The organism is Hymenobacter siberiensis, from assembly GCF_018967845.1.
GTDB lineage: Bacteria > Bacteroidota > Bacteroidia > Cytophagales > Hymenobacteraceae > Hymenobacter > Hymenobacter siberiensis.
Window position 1 is genome coordinate 1,622,390 of the sequence record NZ_JAHLZZ010000001.1, and the last position, 25,193, is coordinate 1,647,582.

The 25,193-nt window shown below is 62.8% G+C and carries 15 protein-coding genes, 1 pseudogene and 1 riboswitch; of the genes and pseudogenes, 8 read left to right on the plus strand and 8 right to left on the minus strand.

What is annotated here, in order from left to right; translation table 11 throughout:
- The first annotated feature begins 29 nt into the window (after positions 1-29).
- The 4 genes from KQ661_RS06980 (at position 30) to amaB (ending at position 4,763) form a co-directional block, all read left to right on the plus strand.
- On the plus strand, positions 30-1,490 hold the full coding sequence (locus KQ661_RS06980; protein WP_216685992.1) for an IS4 family transposase: 1,461 nt from the start codon (positions 30-32) through the stop codon (positions 1,488-1,490).
- Positions 1,491-1,837: 347 nt separating this feature from the next.
- Positions 1,838-2,251: an AAA family ATPase gene (locus KQ661_RS06985; RefSeq protein WP_216685993.1), complete on the plus strand. Its 414-nt coding sequence runs from the start codon at positions 1,838-1,840 to the stop codon at positions 2,249-2,251.
- A gap of 39 nt (positions 2,252-2,290) precedes the next feature.
- Complete coding sequence (locus KQ661_RS06990; RefSeq protein ID WP_216685994.1) at positions 2,291-3,016, plus strand: OLD family protein; 726 nt, start codon at positions 2,291-2,293, stop codon at positions 3,014-3,016.
- A 142-nt stretch (positions 3,017-3,158) separates the two neighbouring features.
- Positions 3,159-4,763, plus strand: a complete 1,605-nt coding sequence (gene amaB, locus KQ661_RS06995; protein ID WP_216679958.1) for an L-piperidine-6-carboxylate dehydrogenase — start codon at positions 3,159-3,161, stop codon at positions 4,761-4,763.
- Positions 4,764-4,850: 87 nt separating this feature from the next.
- On the opposite strand, the gene KQ661_RS07000 is transcribed toward amaB, so the two are convergent.
- The 8 genes and pseudogenes from KQ661_RS07000 to KQ661_RS07035 form a co-directional block, all read right to left on the minus strand.
- Complete coding sequence (locus tag KQ661_RS07000) at positions 4,851-5,318, minus strand: hypothetical protein (protein ID WP_216685995.1); 468 nt, start codon at positions 5,316-5,318, stop codon at positions 4,851-4,853.
- 131 nt (positions 5,319-5,449) lie between these two features.
- Entirely contained in the window at positions 5,450-6,982 is a 1,533-nt protein-coding gene (locus tag KQ661_RS22750; protein ID WP_216685996.1) for a TSUP family transporter, read from the minus strand.
- Positions 6,983-7,002: 20 nt separating this feature from the next.
- Positions 7,003-8,709 (minus strand): NADPH-dependent assimilatory sulfite reductase hemoprotein subunit, encoded by a 1,707-nt coding sequence (locus tag KQ661_RS07010; protein ID WP_216685997.1) that lies wholly within the window; start codon positions 8,707-8,709, stop codon positions 7,003-7,005.
- A gap of 191 nt (positions 8,710-8,900) precedes the next feature.
- A complete protein-coding gene (locus tag KQ661_RS07015) occupies positions 8,901-9,386 on the minus strand; it encodes a flavodoxin domain-containing protein (RefSeq protein ID WP_216685998.1) in 486 nt (161 codons plus the stop codon).
- 250 nt (positions 9,387-9,636) lie between these two features.
- Positions 9,637-10,140 (minus strand): elongation factor 1-alpha C-terminal domain-related protein, encoded by a 504-nt coding sequence (locus KQ661_RS07020; RefSeq protein WP_216679964.1) that lies wholly within the window; start codon positions 10,138-10,140, stop codon positions 9,637-9,639.
- 74 nt (positions 10,141-10,214) lie between these two features.
- A pseudogene (locus KQ661_RS07025) lies at positions 10,215-10,757 on the minus strand (ISAs1 family transposase); the annotation flags it as partial.
- Positions 10,758-11,019: 262 nt separating this feature from the next.
- The gene (locus KQ661_RS07030; protein WP_216685999.1) at positions 11,020-11,289 is read right to left on the minus strand and encodes a transposase family protein; all 270 of its coding nucleotides are present in this window, start codon (positions 11,287-11,289) and stop codon (positions 11,020-11,022) included.
- Positions 11,290-11,348: 59 nt separating this feature from the next.
- Positions 11,349-12,107 (minus strand): phosphoadenylyl-sulfate reductase, encoded by a 759-nt coding sequence (locus KQ661_RS07035; RefSeq protein ID WP_216686000.1) that lies wholly within the window; start codon positions 12,105-12,107, stop codon positions 11,349-11,351.
- Between the two features lie 267 nt (positions 12,108-12,374).
- A riboswitch (SAM riboswitch) is annotated at positions 12,375-12,463 on the minus strand.
- 206 nt (positions 12,464-12,669) lie between these two features.
- On the opposite strand from KQ661_RS07035, the gene KQ661_RS07040 reads away from it, so the two are divergent.
- The 4 genes from KQ661_RS07040 to KQ661_RS07055 all read left to right on the plus strand — a co-directional run bounded on the left by KQ661_RS07040 (position 12,670) and on the right by KQ661_RS07055 (position 25,139).
- Positions 12,670-13,248 carry an RNA polymerase sigma factor gene (locus tag KQ661_RS07040; RefSeq protein ID WP_216679969.1) on the plus strand — a complete coding sequence of 193 codons (579 nt, stop codon included), beginning with the start codon at positions 12,670-12,672 and terminating at the stop codon, positions 13,246-13,248.
- 128 nt (positions 13,249-13,376) lie between these two features.
- A complete protein-coding gene (locus KQ661_RS07045; RefSeq protein WP_216679970.1) occupies positions 13,377-14,156 on the plus strand; it encodes a hypothetical protein in 780 nt (259 codons plus the stop codon).
- Positions 14,153-15,424: a hypothetical protein gene (locus KQ661_RS07050; protein ID WP_216686001.1), complete on the plus strand. Its 1,272-nt coding sequence runs from the start codon at positions 14,153-14,155 to the stop codon at positions 15,422-15,424. The genes KQ661_RS07045 and KQ661_RS07050 overlap by 4 nt, the downstream gene beginning before the upstream one ends.
- A 430-nt stretch (positions 15,425-15,854) precedes the next feature.
- Entirely contained in the window at positions 15,855-25,139 is a 9,285-nt protein-coding gene (locus KQ661_RS07055; RefSeq protein WP_216686002.1) for a beta strand repeat-containing protein, read from the plus strand.
- The last annotated feature ends 54 nt before the right edge of the window (positions 25,140-25,193 follow it).

Here is a 25,193-nt window from a genome sequence, read left to right on the forward strand (position 1 = left end):
TTTTTGCGCTTAGCGGGTAGCTTGCGCGCATGAGTATTTCGACGGACTTTGGGAACGCACCGCAGTGGGCACACACGCACTTTAGTGGGGTAGGACTGGGCGACGTGCGCCGCAACCGACGCGTGGTGACGCTGGCGGCCGGCTGGGCGCGGGAGCCGGGAGCGACGATTCCGTGCCTGAGCCAGGGGCAGGCCTACGCCGGCAAAGCCGCCTACCAGTTGCTGGGCCACGCGCAGACGACCCCGGACGCGCTGCAAGCCCCTCACCGCCAACACGTGGGCCAGCAACTGCAGGCGCCCGGCACCTACCTGCTGGTCGAAGATACGACCGAGCTGAGCTGGCCCGAAGCGGCCGAGCGCCGGGCGGGCCTCGGGCCGGTGGGGCCGGGCAAAGCCTATAGCCAGGGCGTGCTGCTGCACTCGCTGGTGGCCGCCGCCTGGCCCGCCACCGACCCCGACCCGGCGGCCAAACGGCCGGCCCTGCCGCTGCTGGGCCTGCTCGACCAGCAGTTTCACGTGCGCCAACCCGTGCCCGACGCCGAGAAGGCCCACCCCCACGGCGGCTCCCGCCCCCGCCAGGGGCGGCCCCGCGAGTCAGCCCTGTGGGCCCAGAGCCTGCGGGCCGTCGGGTGCCCACCGGCCGGTACGCGCTGGGTGGTGGTGGCCGACCGCGGGGCCGACATCTACGAGCACTTGCAGCAGTGCCAGGCCCAGGGGCTGGGCTTCGTGGTGCGGGCCGCCCAAAACCGGGCCCTGGTGGCCGGGGCGGACAAAACGGCCGCCGGCCGCCTCTTCGAGCAGGCGCGGGCGCAGCGCAGCGCCGGCACGTTTTCCCTGGCCCTGCGCGGGCGGCCCCGCCAGCCGGCACGTGCGGTGGTGTTGCAGGTAAGTTTCAGCCCGGCCCTGGCCCTGCGGGCCCCGCAGCGGCCGGGCGGGGCCACGGGAAAGGGAGCGCCCGTGCCCGTCGGCCTGGTGCGGGTCTGGGAAGAACAGGGGCCGGATGCCCCGGGACCCGGCCTGGAGTGGCTGCTGCTCTGCGACCAGCCCGTCACCGACTTCGCCCAGGCCCTGGTGTGCGCCCGGCAGTACGCCAGCCGCTGGCTCATTGAGGACTTTCACAAGGCCCTGAAAACGGGGCTGGGAGCCGAAAAGCTGCAGCTGCAAACGGCGGCCCGCCTCTTCGCCGCCGTGGCCCTGCTGAGCGTAGTGGCCCTGGCCCTGGTGGATTTACGCGAGAAAAGCCGGCTCGAACCGGACTTGCCGGCCCAGGCGGCCGGCCTGACGGCCACCGAGTTGCGGGTGCTGCGCCACCAAAGCCGCCGCCCCCTGGACACGGTGCGCGCCGTCTACCTGGCCTTGGCCGCGCTGGGTGGGCACCTGGGCCGCAAAGGGGACGGCCCACCCGGTTGGCAAACCCTCTGGCTCGGCCGCCGGAGCCTGCGCCTGCTCGTGGAGGGCGTGAACATGGCGGCGCAACTACTTGACGAATAACAGACAAAAAAGCGCCGACCTGTCGGCCGGCGCTTTTTGAGTTTTGGGTAAGGACAAGACCGCCTCGGTAGGGGCTTTTTTTGTGGGTGTTGGGCGGATGGTAGCGCTGTTCCATTATGGGACTGATTTGGGCCTGTTGGAATGGGAAGTCATAGGGGGCAGTTTGCTGCGTGCGAAAGAAGGTAGTAGGCTGATGGTCAGGGAAAATAATGAGCTGAAATGAATGGTTTTAGCGTATTTGGCTAATCCGAACCGGGTCATTTTAACGTATGTATTATCCCAAGTCGGGAGCAGGATAACTGTGAATTCAGAATTCCTTCTGTTGCGTGCCCAGCTTTCCCCTGTTAATGGAAAACGTAATCAACACCCTTTATATTCAGAATTTTAAGTCGATTCGGAATGCCGTGCTGCACCCGCGGCGGGTCAACCTTATCATTGGGCAGCCCAACGTGGGCAAGTCGACGGTACTGGAGGCCATGAGCCTGCTGGGGAGCTTTCCGATTGAGCAGAAGAAGCGGTTTATGCGCAGCTTTATTCGGTATGAAAAGCCCGCGCAGCTGTTCCACGACAGCCTGATGACGGCTCCCATCCGCGTCGAAACCGACCGTGATGTGTGCCTGCTGGGCCGCGTGGGTCAGGGCGAGAGCAAGCGCTTCCAGTACGGAGTATTCAGCCAGACGGCCTACCTGCTGCTGCGCGCTCAGCTGGGCCTGCCCCTGCTGGAAGGCCGGGGCCGCACCCGCACCAGCGACGACGCCTAGCTGCTGGCCCGCCTGCACGGCCACCTGGCCAGCGCCGCCGTGCTGCCCGAGCCCGGCTTTATCTACACCGAGTTCGACCGCGATGGCCGGACCGACCGGCCGGGTACCGGCGGGCGCTACCTGGCGTCGCGGCCGGCCTGGCAGCCCCGGGTCGTGAAATCCTACCGCTTCAAGCGCAACGCCCACCTCGACCGGCGCTACGCCGATGCCACCCTGCACCCGCCGCACGGCAACAACCTGGTGCAGGTGCTGGAGGCCAATGCCGACCTGCGCCACGAATTTGCCGCCCTCTTTGCCGACCACAACCTGCGCGTGCGCCCCGATGCCAACCGCTTCGAGGTGATGAAGGAGCTGGACGGCCTGAGCTTCGCCTATCCGTATTCGAGCAGCGGCGACACGTTGCAGCGCTACGGCTTCCATTTGGCGGCCATGGAGTCGAACCGCAACACCGTGATTTTGCTGGAAGAGCCCGAGGTGCACTCCTGTCCGCTCTACGTTTCGCAGCTGGCCGAGCGCATTGCTACCCAGCAGAACAACCAGTATTTCGTGACCACGCACAGCCCCGCCTTTTTCGATTCGGTGCTTGAAAACATGGTGCCTTATGAGAATCGGGTGACGGAGCTGGCTGTACTTGTGGTGTATTACAAGGACTTCCATACTAAAATCCGGCAGCTGTCGGACGAGGAGGTGCGGGGAATGCGCCGCAATAGCATCGACGTGTTCAACAATCTGCACCTGCTGGCCCAGGAGCCACGCAAGGTGTAGAAGGGCTTCGCTTCTGCTTTAATCGCAGAATGCTCAAGATGACAGGCGTTGGCAGAGGATGCCCGAGAATGGGGCTCGGTCCCGGCTAACTCCCCGGCAAACCGTAGCTTTGCCGCAGCAACATCCCACCCCCAACCGCCCCATGAAACAGGCCCTCGAAGAAGCTACCGCCGCCGACGTTACCGTTCCGCATCCTCACCACGACCCCCACGGCATTCAGGACGTGCTGCGCCAGCTGGGCGTGCAGCCCGACAACGCCGCCTACAGCACCGGCCGCACCTGGGGCGGTGCCCAGAATGCCGACCGCCGCGTCATCAACGCCCCCGCCGATGGCCGCCGCATTGCCAGCGTCGCCTTCGCCACTACCGACGACTACGAAGCGGTGGTGAAAGCCGCGCAGGAAGCCTACAAAACCTGGCGGCTGGTACCGGCCCCGAAGCGTGGCGAAATCGTACGCCAGATTGGTAATAAGCTGCGCGAGTTCAAGGAGCCGTTGGGCAAGCTGGTGAGCGCCGAGATGGGCAAAATCCTCCAGGAAGGCCTGGGCGAAGTGCAGGAGATGATTGACATCTGCGACTTTGCGGTGGGCCTTAGCCGGCAGCTGCACGGCTTCACCATGCACTCGGAGCGCCCCGCGCACCGGATGTACGACCAGTACCAGCCGCTCGGCATTGTGGGCATCATTTCGGCCTTCAATTTCCCGGTGGCCGTGTGGAGTTGGAACGCCATGCTGGCCGCCGTGTGCGGCGACGTGAGCATCTGGAAGCCCTCCGAGAAAACGCCCCTCACGGCCGTGGCCGTGCAGCACATCATCAAGGACGTGCTGGCCGAGAATGACATTGCCGAAGGCGTGTTCAGCGTAATTATCGGCGATGCGAAAATCGGGGCCGCCATGGCCGCCGATAAACGTCTGCCGCTGATTTCGGCCACCGGCAGCACCCGTATGGGTCGCAAGGTGGGCGAGGTAGTGGGCGCGCGCCTGGGCCGCGCCCTGCTGGAGCTGGGCGGCAACAACGCCATCATCGTAACCAAAAACGCCGACCTCAAAATCGCCATTCCGGCCATTGTGTTTGGGGCGGTGGGCACGGCCGGGCAGCGCTGCACCAGCACCCGCCGCGTGATTATCGAAGAGAGCATGTTTGAGGACGTGAAAAGCCGCCTGCTGGCCATTTATCCCAAGCTGCCCATCGGCCACCCGCTGCAAACCGGTACGCTGGTCGGCCCGCTCATTGATGCTGACGCGGTGAAAATGTTCGAAAAAGCATTAGTAGCGGTGCAGGCTGAAGGCGGCAAGCTGCTGGCCGGCGGCGAGGTGCTGAGCCGCCCCGAGCTGGACGGCGGCCACTACGTGACCCCGGCCCTGGTGGAAGTGGAAAACCACTACCACACGGTGCAGGAGGAAACCTTCGCGCCCATTCTCTACCTCATCAAGTACAGCGGTGACGTGGAAAACGCCATTGAGCTGCAAAACGACGTGCGTCAGGGCCTGAGCAGCAGTATCTTCACGCTGAACATGCGCGAGGCTGAAGCCTTTCTGTCCGCCAGCGGCTCAGATTGCGGCATTGCCAACGTGAACATTGGCACGAGCGGAGCCGAAATCGGCGGCGCGTTTGGCGGCGAGAAGGAAACCGGCGGCGGCCGTGAATCGGGCTCCGACGCCTGGAAAGTGTACATGCGCCGCCAGACGAATACGATTAACTATTCCACTGAATTGCCGTTGGCGCAGGGCATTAAGTTTGACGTGTAGCGCCTGCTTTAGCTTGCGCCGTAACCCCAAAGCAAAGGCCCCGTCGAATCTCTCGGCGGGGCCTCTTTGTGTCTGGACTCAACTGTTTTATTGAGGAGTGCAGCGTATGTCGCCGTGGCCCTTGTATACCAAGCCGTTAGTATTTGATGCCACATAATAAAGACGGTATAGCTCGTTGGGGCTAAGGCCAATTCGGGTGAGATTGAGTATATAAGTGATGCCGTTGATGACACTCTGATGGTCAATTCGTTGCCGAATGTGGTAGTTGCGGTCGACCAACGTAGCGCTGACGGTGTAGCCGCCCGCTCCACTGGTTGGTGCATAGGTCTGCATCGTCCAATTGACTGCGCTGCTCGCAGGGTTGGGGAAAAGGCCGGTGTGGCAGGATGTGGCGCCTTGCTGCGGCCCGTTGAGGTCGAGGCCAAGGTCAGCGAAAAGAGCGCGCTCCTGCTTGTTCCACTCGCCGTCGGAAGTCCAGTCAGTAAGGTCGGCAGGGCCACCGGCCATGTTATTGCTGGTGCGATAGGTAATGCCTTCGCCTTCCCCAAAATCCATGATGGGGTTGGAGTCGGACTTGCTTCACCCTAGCAGGGTGGCGAGGAGCAGAATGGGTAAAAAACGCTGGCGCATGGAAAGGAATTGATGGTGCGAAAGCGTCAAAGGTAAAAGCCGAAATCGGCTTGCGCCTACAGCAATTTGCGCAGCGCCCAGAGGCTCCAGATGATGACCATCAGGCCCACGCCCACGAACATCCAGCGGGTGGGCAGGCGGCCGGCCAGCTTGGCGGCAATGGGCGCGGCGGCCACCCCGCCCACGATGAGGCCGGCCACAATCTGCCAGTGCGAGAGCCCGCGCATGGTGAAAAACGTGAACGCGCTGGCAAACGTGACGAAAAACTCGACCAGGCTCACGGTGCCGATGACGAATTGTGGCGTGCGGCCGTTGGCAATGAGCGTGCTGGTCACCAGCGGCCCCCAGCCGCCTCCGCCGAAAGAATCGAGGAAGCCGCCGGCCCCGGCCAGCCAGCCGGCATTCTTCACCTTTTTGCGCTGCTGCGAGGCTGTGCGGAAAGCCTTGGCAATGATGCGCAAGCCCAGCAGGAGCAGGTACACGGCCAGTACCGGCTTGATGTAGCCGGCGTAGGTTTCGCCGAAATGCACCAACAAAAAGGCCCCGCTCACGGAGCCCGCGATGCCAGGCAGCAGCAGCACCCGAAACAGGCGCTTGTTCACGTTGCCAAACCGGTAGTGGTGGTAGCCCGATGCGCCGCTGGCAAACACTTCGGCCGTATGGATGCTGGCACTCACCGATACCGGGCTCATCCCCAGCGACATGAGACTGATGGCCGACACCACGCCGTAGCCCATGCCCAGCACGCCGTCCACCATTTGAGCCACGAAGCCCACGGCCACGAAGGTGTAGAACATGCCCGACGAGCGCGCCAGCTGCCAGACCTGCGCCGGGGTGAAGTAGTAGGAGATAATGTTGAGGAGGATGAAAACCGCGAAGGTGAACAGCGCGGCTGTGGCCACGCGCCGCCAGTAGGTGGTGGCGGGCGTTTCGTAAGCGGGGCCGTTGGCCAGCTCGGCGGTCACGGCGTTCAGCGACTTTACCTTGTTGGCAAAGTCGCCCTGTAGCCGGCTGCGGATGACGGTCATCTGGCTGAGCACGTTGGACAGTTCGGCGGGCAGCACTTCGGCCAGCACCTCGCGCAGGCGCTTGCCAATGGTGGGCGACTTGCCGTTGGTGGAAATGGCAATCTTCAAATCCCCTTTTTGCAGCACCGACGAGAGGTAGAAGTCGCACAGGGCGGGCGTATCGGCCACGTTGGTGAGCAGGTGGCGGGCGGCGGCGGCGCTGCCGATGTAGCGGTGCAGCGCCACGTCGTCGGTGGCCAGGAACAGAATGTCGGCCCCGTCGAGGTCGGAATCCTGGTAGGGGCGCTGGTGCAGCTGCACCTTGGGGTGGCGGGCGGCCAGCTCGCGCAGCTCGGGCAGCAGGAGCGGGGCTACCACCGTCACGGCCGTGGCGGGGCTGTTGCGCAGGATGGCCCCCAGCTTTTCCAGGCCCACGTTGCCGCCACCCACCAGCAGTACCCGCATGTTTTCCAGCTTCAGGAAGATGGGAAACAGGTTGTTAGCCGGCAGGGCTGGCGGGTCGGTATCGGGTGGCAGCGGAGCCACCGCCGGGCCGGTCGGGTCGGAGGAGTCAGAATCCATAGCTCAGAAAGATACTGGAATTAAGCGTGAAAATCCAGCCCAAACAGCGTGGCTTTCACCACGCCGGTGCGCACTACGAAATCGCCAAAGCCTTCGCCGGGCTGGCGCTCGACGGCGTAGGCGGCCAGCAGGGGCACGAGCTCGCGCAGAATGCCGTCCTCGTCGAGCATTTCGCGGTACAGCTTGTTGAGGCGCTCGCCAGCGTGGTTGGCTCCGAGGTAAAGATTGTAGCGGCCGGGGGCTTTGCCCACCAGCGCTATTTCGCCCAGGTAGGGCCGGGCGCAGCGGTTGGGGCAGCCCGTCATCCGAACCAGAATGCCCGCCTCGGCCAGCCCGTGGGCGCGGATGATGGCATCGAGCTTGTCGAGCAATTGGGGCAGGTATCGCTCGGCCTCGGCGAAAGCCTGCGAGCAGGTGGGCAGGGCCACGCAGGCCAGCGCATTGCGGCGCAGAGCAGTGAGCTGCTCCGCTTTTGGGCCCGCGCCGTGGGCTTCGAGGATGGCCTGGATACGGATGCGATGGGCGGGCTCGATGTTGGCCAGAATTAGGTTCTGGTTGCCGGTGAGGCGGAATTCGCCGGTGTGGAAGGCGCTAATTTTGTGCAGTGCCGACTTGAGGCCGTAGCCGGGGCAGTCTAATACCTGGCCGCCTTCCACAAACAAAACCAGGTGCGAAAGGCCATCGGCGTTGCCGGTCCAGCCGAAGGCGTCGCTGGAGCTGTGGAACTGGTAGGGGCGGGTTCCGGCCAGCGCATAGCCCAGGCGCTGATGCAGCTCGGCTACGAAGGCGGGCAGGCCGGCGCGGTCGATGGTGTACTTGAGGCGCGAGAGCTTGCGGTTGGCGCGGTTGCCCCAGTCGCGCTGAATGGTCACGATTTTCTCGCACACATCCACCACTTTCTCCGTGGGCACGAAGCCGATGAGGTCGGCCAGGCGGGGGTAGGTTTCGGGCTGATTGAAGGTCATGCCCAGCCCGCCGCCCACGGCCACGTTGAAGCCCAGCAGCTGACCATTTTCCTCGATGGCGATGAGGCCGATGTCGTTCGAGAAAATATCGGAATCGTTGTAGGGCGGCAGGGTCAGGGCGATTTTGAACTTGCGCGGCAGGTAGGTTTTGCCGTACACAGGTTCCGCGTCGTCGGTGGCTTCGGTGGTGTTTTGTAGCTCGCCATCGAGCCAGATTTCGTGGTAGGCCGTGGTGCGCGGCGTGAGGTGGGCGCTGATGGCGGCCGCCAGGGCCTGCACCTCGCCGTGCCCCCGGGACTCGTGCGGGTTCACGTTGCACATCACGTTGCGGTTCACGTTGCCGCAGCCGGCAATGCTGTCCAGCAGCGAATCGTTAAAGCCCTGGATGGTGGGGCGCAGGTCGCGCTTCAGCACGCCGTGCAGCTGGAAGGTCTGGCGGGTGGTGAGCTTGAGGGTGCCGTTGCCGTAGGCGTCGGCCAGGGCATCCATGCGCTGCCACTGGGGCGCGGTGGCCACGCCGCCCGGCACCCGCACCCGAATCATGAAGGAAAACAGCGGCTCCAGCTTCTGCCGCTTGCGCTCGGAATCGCGGTCGCGGTCGGTTTGCTGGTAGGAGCCGTGAAACTTGATGATGTGGGTGTCGTCGGGGTTCAGCGCGCCGGCGAGGCGGTTGTTGAGACTCTCGGCGATGGTGCCGCGCAGGTAGCGGTTGGCAGTTTTGACGTGCTCGACTTCGGAGAGTTGTGGTGGGGTTGTGGACATGATGTTGTGGCGCTCGCCTCACCCCCGGCCCCTCTCCGAAAAGGAGAGGGGAGCCACGGCGGCGCGGATATGTAGCACATGCTTTAGCTTGTGTGGCGTTGGGTTAAGTCAGGGTGATAAAGGCACAAGCTGAAGCATGTGCTACAAGGCATCAGGCTGCCCGCTCCGCCGGAGAGGATACGGCACCGACGTTAGTACACGTCCTCCAGGTAGCGGCGCTGCTTGCGCAGGTTCTTCACGTAGGCCGCCGCGTCCTCGGCCGAGAGGCTGGCTTCCTTTTGCACTACCTGCGTGAGGGCCGTCAGTACGGCTCCGCCGAGGCGGTTTTTGTCGCCGCACACGTAGAATTGCGCGCCGTTTTCGAGCCAGCCAAACACGTCGCTGCTGTTCTCCAGCAGGTGGTCCTGCAGGTAGGTTTTCTCGGCCTGGTCGCGGGAGAAAGCCACGTCGAGCTTCGTCAGACTACCTTTTTTAAGGTGCTGCTGCCACTCGGCCTGGTACAGGAAACCGGTGGTGAAGTGCGGGTTGCCGAACAGTAGCCAGTTATGGCCGGTGGCCTCCCGCTCCACCCGCTCCACCACGAAGGCTCGGAACGGCGCGATGCCCGCGCCCGCGCCCACCATGATGATATCGGTTTCAAAATTCGCCGGCAGCTTGAAGTACTCGTTGTGCTCCACGAACACCCGCACCTCGTCGGGGTGGGCCCGCGCCTACTACGGTCAGGCGGGGGATAAAAAGGGGGAAATCAGGCATGGTTATTTGCGTCTGATTAATGGAAGGTTGAAGGGGAGGGGCCGTCCGCCGGTCTGACCGCCCTGGGCGGTCTGACCGGTCGTCGGGGAGGGCGTCGCGTCAGAGTGGCGCGCGGGCAATCGGTGGTGCTTCAACCTGTCAGACTGCCCAGGGCGGTCAGACCGGCGGACGGCATCAGATGGAAAACGCCGCCTCCGCCGGTACTTCTTCGGTGAAATATTTCGGGTCGGTGGCGGCCACGAGGCCGGCGGCCAGGGTGGCCCCGGTCTGCTCATCCACCAAGATAAAAGCGCCCGTCGCGCGGTTCTGGCGGTATTCGTCCACCACCAGCGGCAGGGCGGTTTTCAGGCGCACCCGTACGATGTCGTTCAGCCGGGCCTCGTCGGTGCCTTGGCTTTCGAAGGTTTCGATGTTGGTCTTTTGGAGGATGGTGGTCACGGCTGCTGTCACGGTAGCGGCATGGTGCTGCACCAGCAGCTTGCGGCCGGCGCGCAGGGGCCGCTCATCCATCCAGCAAAGCGTGGCTTCGAATTCGCGCACCACGGCCGGGTGGGCCGTGACGGGCACGATGGTATCGCCCCGGCTCACGTCCACATTGTCGCGCAGACGCAGGATTACGCCCTGCGGGGCCGTGGCCGTGGCCACTTCGCGCTGGTTCACTTCGATGGCCTCAAGCACCGTTTCCAGCCCCGAGGGCCAGATGCGGACCCGGTCGCCCTGGCGGTAGGTCCCCAGAGTTGATACGTTCTCTGTCAGGGCATGAAATATTTAAAGTTCTGGGCGAAGAAAAGTTGGGCGTAGCTGATGGAGGCATCGACGTTAGTGAGTAGGAAATTCAGGGCCAGGGTATTGAAGAGGGCCGCGTTGACGGCCGCGACGCGGTGGCGGATACCGTTGGTGTCTTGATTAAAATGCACGTCACGGGTGCGGTGGAGCTTGTTTTCGATGCCCCAATGCCCGCGAATGCCGACGGCGAAGTCGGCGGCTGAACGGTTACGCAGGCTGGTGAGGTAGTAGCGCGTTTGCCGTGTGGTGGCGTGCGGGCCCACCACGGTTTTGACGACGACCACGCAGCGCGCCACCCCGGCCCAGTCGGCCTGCCAGTGTGGGGCCGCAGGGTATACGCTGGTCTGCCAGCACAACGGGCGGCCGTCGCGGCGCTCGTCATGGCGGTGGGTCGCCCCGGCGGGCGTGGGGTCGGCGGCGTGTAAAGCGGCGATAGCGGCCCGCAGCTTAGGTTGGTTGCCTTTGACTTGCAGCACGTACTCGTTGCCGCTGGTCACGATGGCATCGGCCGTTTTTTTGGGCGTGCAGCGCGTCGAGCGTCAGCACCACGCCCCGGTCCTGCAAGCCGGCGAGTAGGTCGCGGATGACGCTCATCTCCCCCGTTTTCTGGTCCGTGTAGTCCTGCAGGGCCAGGGTCAGGCCCGTGCGCTGACAATACAGGCTCACAACCGAGACAACGCTTTGGCTAGCCTGCTGGGCCCCCTGCACGGTGGAGCGCAGGCTTTGCCCGTCGCCGGCCACCCAATCCCCAGCCTGCGTCTGCGACGTGAATCAGCGGTCAAAGGCCTGGGCCAGCGCGTCTTTGTCCAACGCCTGCAACAGGTCCCGAAAGGCCCCGTAGCTGGGCAGGCCGTGGCGCAATCCGAAATAAGCGGTAAAAAAAGCCGCGTTGCTGCGACCAAACTGGGCCATTTTTTGCGGCCCCGTGTACCCGCTGGTAATGGCCAGAAACGTCATCCACAGCAAGGCGGACAGCGAGAATCGTTGCCCCTGCGGGCGGCGCGGGTCGCGCACCTGCTGAAAAAATTCCGCTAGCTCCATTGCGTTTTTTACCAGCAAATCTACCGATTCTAACAGAACCTATCAACTCTGAGAGAGGCCTAGCCCGGCATTCGTTCCACCACCGGGTCGAGGCCCTGGTGGGCGGCGGTGGCGTGCAGGCCGCACTCCTTGGCCGCCGCGTCTTCCCACCACCAGCGGCCGGCGCGGAAGTCCTCGCCCAGCGCAATGGCCCGGGTGCAGGGCGCACAGCCGACGCTCACGAAACCTTGCCGATGAAGCGGGTTAACCGGAATGCCGTTGGCCTGCGCGAAGGCTTCGCACTCGGCCCAGGTCCAATCAAATAGCGGGTGCACTTTGATGAGCCCGTGGCCGGCATCCCACTCGGCCGGGTGCATGGTCTGGCGGTTCTGCGACTGTTCGGCACGGATGCCCGTCACCCACACCTGCTGGCCGGCCAGGGTCCGGCTCAGCGGCTCCACCTTGCGGATGTTGCAGCACTCCTTCCGGTTCGCTATGCTCTCGTAGAGGCTGTTGGGGCCTTTCTGGGCGACTAATTTTTCGAGCGCGGCAGTTTTGGGGGCGAAGACTTCGATGGACTTCTGGTAGCGCAGCAGGGTCTTGTGCCAAGTGGAGTAGGTTTCCTGAAAATTGCGGCCCGTGTCGAGGGTAAATACCCGGATGGGTATGTCGTTTTCGAAGATGAAGTGGGTGATAATCTGGTCCTCCAGCCCGAAGGATGTGGAGAACGAGACGCGGCCGGGGAAGTGGTCGGCCAGAAGGGCCAGCGTTTCGGGTGCCGAGCACTCGGGCAAGTAGCGGCGCAGGTCCGCGACCTGGCTTTCAAGGGGGAATGCCATGATGAAAGAGGGCGTTTTTCTCCGCAGAAAAAATCGAAATGGGCCGCGAAGGCTGCAAAAACCCGCTACGCGTCGCGCAATGAATCAATCACCACAAAAGGGTAGTAGCGGGGTGGCTGCCGCAGCAGCCGCCGGAAGAGTGGCCCTAGCTCAACAACCAGCAATCTTCCCCGGCATAGCGGCCAGGGAACAGCCAATGCAACAACACATTCGGCGCGGCGCGGGTGGTGGATTACAGGCGGGAATTGAGCAATGTGCTCACGGCAGTTTTTATATGTCAGGACTTGGCACCGTTCCAACTAGTGGGGGTTGCCGGCGTTTCGTCGAGCCTGTCTCTCCGCGCCTCTGTATAAAAATGGGTAGCGTCCCAAACGGGGGTTGTTGGCGCAAATGTAAAGGATGAAATTGCGAAATGCCAAAATTTTATGTTGCTGTGGTGCAGCTGGTTACCTGCTCCAACCGTTTGGCGGCGCCCGGAAACTGCGTAATTTGGCGATGCAACCCCTGAACCCGCCGCGTGGTCTATGGATTGCTTAAGCACCTTTAAGACCTCGTTTTCTGCATGGAAGCCCTGTCCCTTTCCGCCTACGTCGACATCAACGCCCCGCTGGTGGAGCGCTGCCGCCTCAACGACCGCCAGGCCCAGGCCGAGATTTACCGGCGCTACTCCAAGGCCATGTTCAACGCGGCCCTGCGCATCACCGGCGACTATGCCGAGGCCGAAGATGTACTCCAGGAATCATTCCTGAGCGCCTTTCGCGAGCTGAGCGGCTACAAGGGTGACTCATCGTTCGGGGCCTGGCTCAAGCGCATTGTGGTGAACAAAAGTATCAATTGCCTGCGGCAGCGGCGGCTGGCACTAGTGCCTCTGGGCGAGCAGCACCACGAGGAGCCCGCCGAAGCCGCCGCCCTCTCGCCCGAGGACGAGGCCGATACCCACTACCGCGCCGACGTGCTGCGCCGCTGCATCCAGGAGTTGCCCGACGGCTACCGCGTGGTGCTCAGCCTCTACCTGCTCGAAGGCTACGACCACCTCGAAATCGCGGGCATCCTGGGTATTTCCGAATCGACTTCCAAATCACAGTACAGCCGGGCGCGGGTCCGGCTGCGCGAGCTGGCCGCCCAACGGGGCCTGAGTTAAAATTTATCCCTTATCAATCATTATATAATCGTTTCACTACCCTTCATCCGTTTTCGCCCGGCCGCGGTTTTCGTATAGCCCCGTGGCCCGCCCTGAACCTGGACGAACCGTGCGTCTGCTACTCATTCATGGATACCAAGAAAATTAATTCCCTCGAAACCTTCGTTGAGCGGCACCGCGCCGATTTCGACACCCACGAGCCGCGCCCCGACCTCTGGGCCGCGCTGGAGGAACAGCTCGGTGCCCCTGCCACCGCGCCCCAAACCCCGGTTATGCGCCTGGCCGATGCGCCGGAGGTGCCATTTATTGCGCCCGTAGCAGCAGGAACCCAACCGAAGGCCCGCGCCGGCTGGTTTCAGCGCTACGGCGTGGCGGCGGCGCTGGCCCTGCTCGTATTTGCCGCCGGGGCCAGCGAGGCCTGGAAAGCCAACCGGGCCGCGCCCGAAACGGCCGTGGTGGCCGCGCCGGCCGCTGCTACTCCTGGCACCGTTGCTACCGAACCCGATGCGGCCCTGTACCAGGGCGGCAACCCGCTCTCCCTCACCGCCGCCGAGCACACCACCGGGGCCGACAGCCAGCTGGTGCGCGCCGTGCGCGGCATGGAAACCTACTACACCAACCAGCTGGCCCGCCGCCAAACCGAGCTGAGCCAGCTCAGCGGCCCCGGCATGGCCGCCATGAACGCCGACTGGCAGCATGAGCTGGTGTCGCTCGACTCCAGCTACCGCGAGCTTAAGCAGCAGCTGCTGCACCATCCGCAGCCCGATGCCGTGCTCACGGCCATGAACCGCAACCTGCAAATCCGCCTCGACATTCTCGACCGGCAGCTGAACCTGGGCAATACGGCCCAGGCAGTTCCCAACAACAATTCTTACGTGCTGGCCGATAGCCGGCGCCAGGCCGAATGAACCCGCCCCTGGCTTTGCGGGTAAGCCGATGGGTGGCGCTGTGCGGCGGGCTGCTGAGCCTGCTGGCCCCGCAGCCCACCCGGGCGCAGGATGGCCAAACCCGCTGGTTGGCAGTGGGCCACGGCGTAGCCATTCATATTCTGACGCCCGATGCGCGCCATGCCGAGGCCGCGCTTTTTGGCGAGGAACAGGAGCCCCAGCAGCATCAGCAGAACCCGTTGATAGCCCAGACCGACGACCAGGGCAGTGCCAGCCTGCAGGTAGAGCAGCGCCGCCACTTGGTGCGCAGCTACGCGGTACCGAAATCCGGTCGCCCGTTTTCGCTCGATACGCGCTACGGCCGGGTGCAAATCAATACCTGGAATAAGAAGGAAATCAAGGTGGATGCCGAGTTGGTAGCGCGCTCGGAAAGCGACGCCGGGGCCCGCCAGATTCTCGACGCGCTGGGCGTGCAGTGGCTCGATTACGACGCCAAAACCGGTGGCGTGGCCGTGAGCACGCAGTTTGGCCCCGCGTTGCGCGGCCGGGCCGGCGGCTGCCGTTACGAGGTGAACTACACCGTGTGGCTGCCCCGCACCACGGCCCTGAAAATCTACAATAGCTTTGGTGAAGTGACCGTGGCCGGCGATGTAAGCGGCCCCACCGAGCTGGCCATGGAATACGGCACCCTGCGCACCGCCCGCCTCGAAGGCCCGCGCAACCTCATCCGCATCGTCAACGGCGACTGCCGTATTGCCTTCGTGGCCCGCGCCAGCATCGACGCCAGCTACGCCCAGCTGCGCCTCGATACGGGCACGACCGTGGACCTGCGCAACAACTATTCCGACGTGGACATCGGCACGGTGGAGGACCTGACCGTGCATAGCAAGTACGGCGACGTGGCTCTGGGCACCGTGCGCAACCTGCGCGGCTCGTCGGGTTACTCGCGCTTCACCATCGATAAGCTGGATGAGGCCCTCGATATGGCCCTGCGCTACTGCCCCGATTTCGTGGTGCGCGATATGGGCGCCAATTTCCGCCAAGTGAACCTCGACGGCGGTTTCAGCACCATCCGGCTGGGCTTTGCCGAGGCCCCGGCCTTCCGGTTCGACGTGAGCACGGAGCAGGGGCAGCTGCTGGTTGACAAAGACCTGGTGCGCGTGCTCTCGCAGGAAAACGGCCCCCGCACCAGCGACGTGCTGGGCACCTTCGGGTCCGTAGCCCCCACCCGCCGGGCTGGCAATGTGAATATTAAGGTGCGCTACGGTACGGTTAGGTTTAGCAAGTAGGAGCGGGGCATAAATAGGTTTTTTTGGGGAAAGCACAGCGACAGCTTACCCGGCATTTTTGCCGGGTAAGCTGTTTTGTCATGCGGGGATTATGGCCGCGACCCGAGATAGAGCCGGGACAGGTAATCGTTGGCCTGTTATTGTATGATTACGTTAGTATGAAATTATTTTATAATTTATTGCCATTAGTTAATTAATAGGGATTCGAACAAAATCCTGAATATTCATCTGCCGACAAATAGCAGTCTTCTGGACAGTAAAATTAGCCATCTAGTAGTAAAACAGCCATTGACAGAAAAGTGGGATTGTGTTCGTGAGATAGCAGGGTAGCTTGCATCATGTCAAAATATGCGGCAAAATGTCTGGCCGCCTGATTTGGCATTTTTGGATTCTTCCGCTTCTTTACCCCCCCCCCCCTTTTTTTTACAGCATGATAAAAAATTTACTACTTCCTTCACGGGGCAGTTGGCTGGTCGGGCTTTGCCTGGCGCTATTGCTGCTATTGAGTTCCGGGCAGGCCTGGGCGCAGCTCACGGGCCCCAAAAATATTGGTACCGATTACGTTACGTTGGCGGCGGCTATTACGGCGCTTAATGGGCAGGGCGTGGGCAGCGGTGGTGTTACCTTCAATGTACCGGCGGGCTATACCGAAACGTTTGCCAGCCCTACAGCGGGGGCTATTACGGCTACCGGCACGAGTGCCAACCCGATTGTATTTCAGAAGTCGGGCAGTGGGGCCAACCCGATAATCACGGCCGGCGTGGGCGGTAGTACAACCAGCGATGCCATTATTTCGCTGGCCGGCTCGGACTATGTGACCTTCAATGGTATCAATCTGACCGACCCAACTACGAACACCACCGCCACAACGGCAATGGAGATAGGCTACCTGCTGGGGCGCACCGGTACTGGTGCCACCCTCAACGGGGCCAACAACAACACGATTACTAACTGCACCGTAACGCTGCAACGGGCGCTGGTGAACACCACCAACTACACGCCAGCCGGTATTTGCAGCGCCTCGGGCACGGCCACCGCCCCCTTCACGGCCCTAAGCCCTGCCAGCGCCACTGCGGCGGGGCAGAGCTCTAACAACGTGTTTACAAGCAACACGCTTACCAACGTGAACACCGGCATTTACCTGCTGGGCTTGACCGATGCCTCGCCCTATACTAACTACGACCAAAATAACGCAGTGGGCGGCAACAGCAGCGGCTTGGGCAATACGGTGCAGAATTTCGGAGGAACTGCCAACAATGCCTATGGCATCCGGCTGTATTACCAAAACGGGGTTACGACCAGCTACAACAACATCAACAATACCGCTGGCGGTGGAGTGGCCAGCGCCAATACGTTGTACGGCATTCAATTGGCGAGTAGCGTCAATGCTAACTCGACCACTACCAATAATACGGTGGCATTGTCGCAATCGGCGGTAAGCAGCTCGGTGTATGGCATTGCCAACGCCACCAGTGGCACGGGAGCCGTGAGTATCAGCAACAACATCTTCACCTTCGTGAGCGCGGGCAGTACTCATACTTACTACGCGGTGTACAGCAGTGCGGTGTTGTCGGGAGCGTTGACGGTGAATGGCAATACCTTCCTGAATGCAGGCAATAGCGTAGCCAGCATAGGGAATTTGGCATTTCTTTATAATTCGAACAGTAATACGGGAGCCATTAACTTCCAGAACAACCAGTGGACGCTGAACCGCACGGCGGCCAGCGGCACGGTGTACGGCTACTACAACGTCAGCAGCCCCACGGGTACGCACAACTTTAGCGGTAATACCTTCTCCAACATTACGTTGGCGGGCAGCACCACGTTCTACGGGTTCAACGTGCTGACCTCATCGTCGCAGCTACAGAACATCACCAACAATACTCTGAATAACATCACGAGTGGCTCCGGCACCACCGCTGGCATATACGGTGCGTACGGATTTAACGGCTCGGTGATTTCGGGCAACACCGTTACCAACCTGAGCGGTGGGGGCACGGTGTATGGGATATATACAGGCATTGCATTTGTGGGCGGCAACGTGTTTGGCAACACCGTGGGCAACGTCTCTTCTTCGGGGGCTTCGTCCACGGTTGCTGGCATGTACATTGGCAGCGGTGCCAGCCCCCTGAACTGCTACACCAACAAAATATACAGCATCTCCACGTCGGGCGCTACCGGGTTGGCCTACGGGCTGAACTTATCATCAGGCACTACGCTCAACGCTTACAATAACCTGATTGGCAACGTCAGCGCCACCGCTTCGACCAGCGGCACGGCGGCGGCCGGGATTGGGGTTGGCGGGGCCACCACCGTTACCCTCTACTACAACACGGTGTACCTGAGCGCCACCAACACGGCGGCCGGCAACAGCGCGGGCATCTACGCCAGCACCACGCCCACTCTCACCCTAACCGACAACATCGTGGTGAACGCCACGACACCCACCGGGGCTGGCATCGCGTCAGCCTACCAGCGCAGCAGCACCACGCTGACCACCTACAGCGCCTCGTCGAACAACAACCTGTTCTACACCGCGTCCTCGCCTTCGGCTACGCGGCCCATCTACTACGACGGCGCCACTACTTATCCTACGTTCGCGGCCTACAAGACCTTCATGGCTACCCGCGACCAGGCCTCGGTATCGGAGAACTCGCCCTTTGCCAGCACCACTGGCTCGGCATCTACCTTCCTGCACATTGCCACGGGTTCGCCCACGCAGGTTGAGAGTGGGGGTAAGCCCGTCAGCGGCATTACCACCGACTACGACGGCGACACGCGCAACGCCACCACGCCCGACATCGGGGCTGATGAAGGCACCTTCACGCCGGCCGCCAACATGACCGTGTCGGGCATCACCTACACTCAGAACGCGACTAATACTGGCCAGAGTGCCACCAACCAGCAGGTAACGGGCGTGAACGTGGCGACGACGGGTAGTCTTAACCCACTCACATTGAGCAGTATCACATTTAACCTGGGCAGCACCAGCGTGGCCGACATTACCAACGCCAAGCTGTACTCGACCAGCGGCAGCACCTTTATGCTGGCCTCGGCTATGCTGCTGCCCAGCACCAGTACCATTGCCGCCACCTACACCCTGACGCTGACCACGCCGGCCACGCTGGCCTCGGGCAATAACTACTTCTGGCTAACCTACGACATCACATCCACAGCCACGCCGGGCAATACGGTGAGTTCGACCGTGGCGGCCAACGGCGTAACCATTTCGAGTGCCACGTATTCGGCCACGTTGAGCGGACCTGCCGGGTCCCGCACCATCATAGGGCCACTCAGCGGCACGTACTACGTGACGGCCACCGTGGGCAGCTCGCCCAACCCGGCCAAAGAGTTCCCGACCCTCACGGCGGCGGCCAACGCCTACAGCACCCTGGGGGTGAGCAGCGCGGTGAGCTTCGTGCTGCTTGATGCCACATACAGCGGCAGCGAAACCTTCCCGATTGTGCTCAACGCGGTGGCCAGTGCCAGCTCCACCAACACGCTCACCATCAAGCCAGGGTCGGGCATCAGCCCCGTGCTGTCCGGCAGCGTGGCTTCGGGGGCAATGCTGCAATTCAACGGGGCACAGTACGTCACGCTGGATGGCTCGAATGCCGGTACCACTTCGCAGAATTGGACCATTACCAACACCAACACCGGCACCGGCACCCAACTGGTGCAGCTCATCAGCAACACTGCGGGTCTGGCCCCGGCCAACAACACGGTGAAAAACATGGTGCTGACCGGTGCGGCCTCCGCCACCACATTCACCACCGGCTACGGCATCCAAATGGCGGTGGCCTCGCCGGCCACCACGGGGGCCAGCAACAATACGTTCCAGAACAATGCCATTACCAAGGTCCAGACCGGCATTTCGGTCGTGGGCCTGTCGAACACGGTGCGTGACGCTAACACCAGCATCACGGGCAACCAGATTGGCTCCACCACAGCCGCCGCCGGCTTCGGCGGTGCCACGGCCCTGGGCATCGCGGCCTCGAACCAGAACATGCTGACCGTAACGGGCAACGTGGTGCGCAACCCCGTAATTGTCGCGGCCGGGGCCAACTCGACCACCGGCACGGCACTCATCAGCGCTTCCACGCTGATTGGCATTGACCTGACCAGCAACATTACCACGGCCACGGTGGCCAACAACACCGTGCGCGACCTGCTGACTTCGGGCAGCAGCCTCAATACTTCGCCACTGTCCGGCATCCGGGTGGGCACGGCCGTGACCTCGGCCACGGTGAACGCCAACCTGGTTACGAACATTAAAACCACCAACACCGGCGGCTACGGCGGCTACGGCCTCTACGTGAACACGGGTGCGGCCAGCACCGGCGACGTGCTGTCGAACAACATGGTGTCGGACATCAACGGCTCGAACTTCAGTGGCTTCACCAACAGCTCCAGCGCAGGTATCTACCTGAGCGGGACGCAGAGCGGCATCAGCCTGGTGTACAACTCGGTGAATATGTACGGCACCTCGACCTATAGCAGCGCCGTAAACACGGCGGCGCTGGCTGTGGAAACCGGCTCGACGGGCCTGACGGTGCAGAACAACGTGCTGGCCAATTCGCTGGTGGGCTCGACTACGGGTTCGCTGCCTTTCTCGCTGTTCAGCAACGCCCCGGCCACGGCCTACACAGTGATTAATAACAACGACTACTATTCTTCCGGTACCCAGGCCACGGACCCGGTCATCTTCCGCATAAACGGTACTAACGGCACCACCATGCTGGCGCTGAGAACCGCCACCACCCAGGATGGGGCTTCCATCCCCGCCGCTCCGGCCTTCACGGCGGCCAACGACCTGCACACCAGCTCCACGGCCCTGAATGCGGCCGGCGCGCCCATCGCGGGCATCACGACCGACTTTGACGGACAGACCCGCGACGCGACCACGCCCGACATCGGGGCCGACGAGTTCACGCCCCCCACGGATGACGCGGGCGTCGTGGCCATCACCCAGCCGGTTGCGCCGTTCAGCGCGTCGGTGCAGAACATCGCGGTGCAAGTGAAAAACTTCGGCGTGGCTACCCTGAACACGGTGACGGTAAGCTATACGGTGAACGGCGTGGCCCAAACCCCGCAGAACCTCACGGGCCTGAACCTGGCTCCCGGCGCTACGTCGGCGGACCTGGTGCTCGGCACATTCGACTTCTCGGTGGGCGGCCCTTCGTTCACCATCGTGGCCACCACCAGCCTGCCCAACGGCAACACCGACACCAACACGGCCAACGACTCCTTCACCCGCACCGTGACCCCGGCCCTGTGTGGCACCTACACCGTGGGCACAGGCCAGCAGTTCACTACGCTGGACGCGGCCGTCACTGCCCTGAACGCTGGTGGGGCCTCTTGCGCCGTGACCTTCACGCTGACGGATGCCACTTACCCGGCCACCAGTGGCATCACCATCAACCAGTATCCCGGCAACAGCAGCACCAACACGCTCACCATTAAGCCGGCTGTGGGCATCAGCTCAACCATTACGGGCAGCGTAGCGACGGGGGCCATCCTCAAGCTCAACGGCGTGCAGTACGTGACCATCGACGGCTCGAACAATGGCACCACCAGCCAGAACCTGACGCTGACCAACACCAGCGCCACGGGCTCGGGCAATGCGGTGCTGTGGGTGGCGGCCGCCTCGGCTTCGGCCGGCTCCAGCTTCAACACGGTAAAGAACACGCTCATTACCGGCAACTCGGGCACGGGCTTCCCGCAGTTCACGGTGTTTGTGGGCAGCACCAGCACTACCCCCGGCACTACCACCGCCACCCCTGCGGCCAACTCCAACAATACGTTCACCAACAACGTCATCTCGAAAGGCTATTACGGGGTGTTCGTGTTCGGGGTATCGACCACGGTGCTGGACCAGAACAATACGTTCAGCGGTAACCAGATTGGGCAGAGCGGCACCAGCAACGGCTTTGGCCTGGAAGGCCTGCGCGCCGTTTACCAACAGGGCCTCACGGTGCAGAGCAACGAGGTTCAGAACGTCACCAACACGGTGGCTGCTTACCACTTCGGGCTGAACCTGCAAACCGTGAAAGGAGCAATTATTGACCGCAACTTGATTCACGACGTGCAGTCGGGCACTACTTCTTCGGGCTACCCTGGCATCGGTATTGAAGTGGCTAATGCCACGCATACGACGACGGGCAATGCCAGCGCCAACCAAATTAGCAACAACATCGTCTACAACATCTCGGCTCCGGTGTCTTCCACTGGTTCGTTCCCCAACGCGATAGGTATTGCCTGCAACGGCGGCTATGGCGACAAGATTTACTTCAACACGTTGCTGATGAACGTGGCCCAGACGGCGGGCACCGGCATGTCGGCGGCTTTGTCAAACGGCGATACGAACAATTCCACGGCCACGTCGGCGCTGGATGTGCGCAACAACATCTTCGCCCTCACGGCCAACGTGTCGACCACCGCCACCTACTACGGCTTTTACACCACGGCCACCAGTCTGACGGGAGCCACGTTCGACTACAACGACTATTTTCTGAACGGTACCGGCAGCGCGACGTTTAGAACAGCCTATTTCAACAGCACCCCTTACACCACGCTGGCCAACTGGCAGACGGCTTCGGGGCAAGAGGCCCATTCGCTCCAGGTGGACCCGCAGTTCACGCAGACCAGCACGGTGCCTTTCAACCTGACACCGACCGCGCCATTCCTCAACGCGGCGGGTGTTACGCTGGCCGGCATCACGCTGGACTACGCTGGTACGACGCGCACTTCGCCGCCCGATATCGGTGCCTTGGAGTTCACGCCTCCCCCCACCAATGACGCGGGCGTAGTCGCCATTACCCAGCCCATTGCCCCTTTCAACCCCAGCGTGCAAAACATCGCTGTGCAGGTGAAAAACTTTGGCGGGGCCGTGCTGAATACGGTGACGGTAAGCTACACCGTCAACGGCGTGGCGCAGACGCCGGTCACCTTCGGTACTGGTACGCCGCTGAACCTGGCCCCCGGCGCTACGTCGACGGACCTGGTGCTCGGCACGTTCGACTTCTCGGTGGGTGGGCCCTCATTCGTCATCGTGGCCACCACGAGCCAGCCCAACGGCAGTACCGACATCAACACGGCCAACGACTCGTTTACCCGCACGGTGGTGCCGGCTCTTATCGGCACCTACACCGTGGGCGCGGGCCAGCAGTTCACAACCCTGACCAGTGCTGTGAACACGCTGAACTCGGCCGGCGTGGCCGGGGCTGTCACGTTCTCGCTCACGGATGCTTCCTACACCACGGCCGAAACATTCCCCATCACGGTGAATACCGTGCTGGGCGGCAGCACTACCAACACGGTGACCATTAAGCCGGCTTCGGGTGTGAGCCCCATCATCTCGGGCAGCAGCACTACGGCCATCCTCAAACTGAACGGGGCTGACTACGTGACCATCGATGGTTCGAATACCACCGGTGGTACCACCCGCGATTTGAGCGTGACCAACACCAGCACGGGCACCAGTGCCGTTGTGATATGGCTGGCCAGTGTGAGCGCCACCGACGGGGCCACCTTCGACGTGGTGAAAAACCTGAACCTAACCGGCGGCAGCAACACCACCTCGACCTCGACCCTGAGCGTGTCGCGCGGCATTGCCCTGGCGGGTACTACTGTGACGGCGGCTGGCCAGAACAACGACAACAATACCCTTCAGAACAACGCCATCAGCAAGGTGACGGTGGGTATTGATGCGGAGGCAACCAGCACGGAGGCCTACGATAACCTGCTCATTGTGGACAACGTGGTGGGCTTGGCTACCAGCACGGCGGCCAGCAACGTGACGGGCACGGGCATCTTCACGGTGCAGACTCCCGGCGTGCAGATAACGCACAACACGGTGCAGAACGTAACCGCCGCGCTGAGCGGAAGCTTACGGGGCATTGCGTTGAGTACCGGCACGGCCGGGGCATTGGTGAACCGTAATACGGTGCGTGGTACTTACAACTCCACTACTGGTGGCTACGGGGCGCGGGGCATCTCGCTGGACCCCGGCACGGGCACGGCCAACATCACGCTGCGTAACAACGCTGTGAGCGGTACTCTGAGCGACGGCGACAACCCGAGCAACAGCCTGAACTACATCATCGCGGGCATGGGATTCATCAGCGGCACGGGCTATAATGTGTACAACAACTCGGTGCAGATGAGCGGCGACAGGCCCGATAACACCTATACCAACAAGGTATCGGCCCCGGTATTCGTGGCGACGGCCGTGACGGGCATCGACCTGCGGAACAACGTACTGAGCAACGTCCAGACAACTTCGGACCCCGATGCGACGGGTACGGGTACTAACTACGCGGTGTACGCGCAGGCCCCCACCGGCAACCCGTTCACGACCATCGACTACAACCTGTACGACCTGCGCTCGGGGGCTGCTTCCCGCATCGCGGCCGTGGCACCGCAGTTTGTGGGCCGCCTGACGGGCGCTGACTATGCCACCCTGGCTACCTGGCAAACCGCCACCGGGCAGGACCGGAGCTCGATGATGACTTCCGGGCTCAATACGGCCGGCTTCACCTCGGCTACCGACCTCACGCCTAACCCCGCCAGCCCCAGCAGCTACAGTGTGAATGGTACGGGTGTGCAGATTGCCAGCGTGACGCAGGACCTGAACGGCGCTACGCGCTCGACGACGGCCGCCGCCGGGGCTCCCGACCTGGGCGCTTACGAAGTGACCCCCACGGTTGCGCCCAACCCCCTGGAAGCAACCGGCACTTATGCACTGGGCGGTACCCAGACGTTCAGCTTCAACGGCCGGACGATAGCCAGCCTCACCTACGGCAACACCGGCACGCTGCCCGCCACGCTCACGGCCCGCTACTACTCCGGTACCAACCCGCCGGCTCCCTACGTAGCCGGGGCGCGGTTCTACAACGCCTACTTCACCTTCAGTGACTCGGGCGATGGCACCGGCTTCAGCTACGTGCCCACCCTGAGCTACGACCCGGCCCTGCTCGGCACCATTCCCTCGGAAAATGCCCAGAAAGTTGCCCAGCAAACAGCCACCGGTTACGGTACCTACTTCAGCACGGTGGTGAATACGGGCGCTCGCACGCTGAACGCCGCCGCGAACCTGACGGCCTTCGGCCTGCTTGCCATCACCGATCAGGCCGCGCCGCTGCCCGTGGAGCTGACCCGCTTTGAGGCCACCCGCGCTGGCAGCGATGCCGCTCTGGCCTGGAACACGGCCAGTGAGAAAAACAGCCGGGGCTTCGAGGTGCAGGTGAGCACCGACGGCCGCAGCTACCGCGTGCTGAGTTTCGTGGCCAGCCCCACGGCGGCCAGCACCAGCCCGCGCGAGTACGCCTACCTCGACCGGGAGGCCAGCAAAGCCGGCCTGCGCTACTACCGCCTGCGCCAGCTCGACCTCGACGGTACGGCTACTTTCTCGCCGGTCCGCATCCTGCGCTTCGAAGGCAAGGATGCCCGGTCCTTCACGGCCGCGCCCAACCCCTTCCGTGAGCGCCTGACGCTGACCGTGGAGCTGCCCGCCGGCCTGGTGGCCGCCCCGGCACTACTGAGCCTGACCGATGCCGCCGGGCGCAGCCTGCTCACGCAGCGCACGCCTGCCCTGCCGGCCGGCACCAGCCAGCTGGAGCTGCCCGACCTGGCCCCGTTGGCCAGCGGCGTGTACTTCGTGCACCTGGCCGTGCCCGGCCAGCCCGTGCAGCACCTGAAAGTGGTGAAGGAATAGCCCCGCCATCGCGGTGTTTGGAAAGCCTCCCGGTAGTTTACCGGGAGGCTTTTT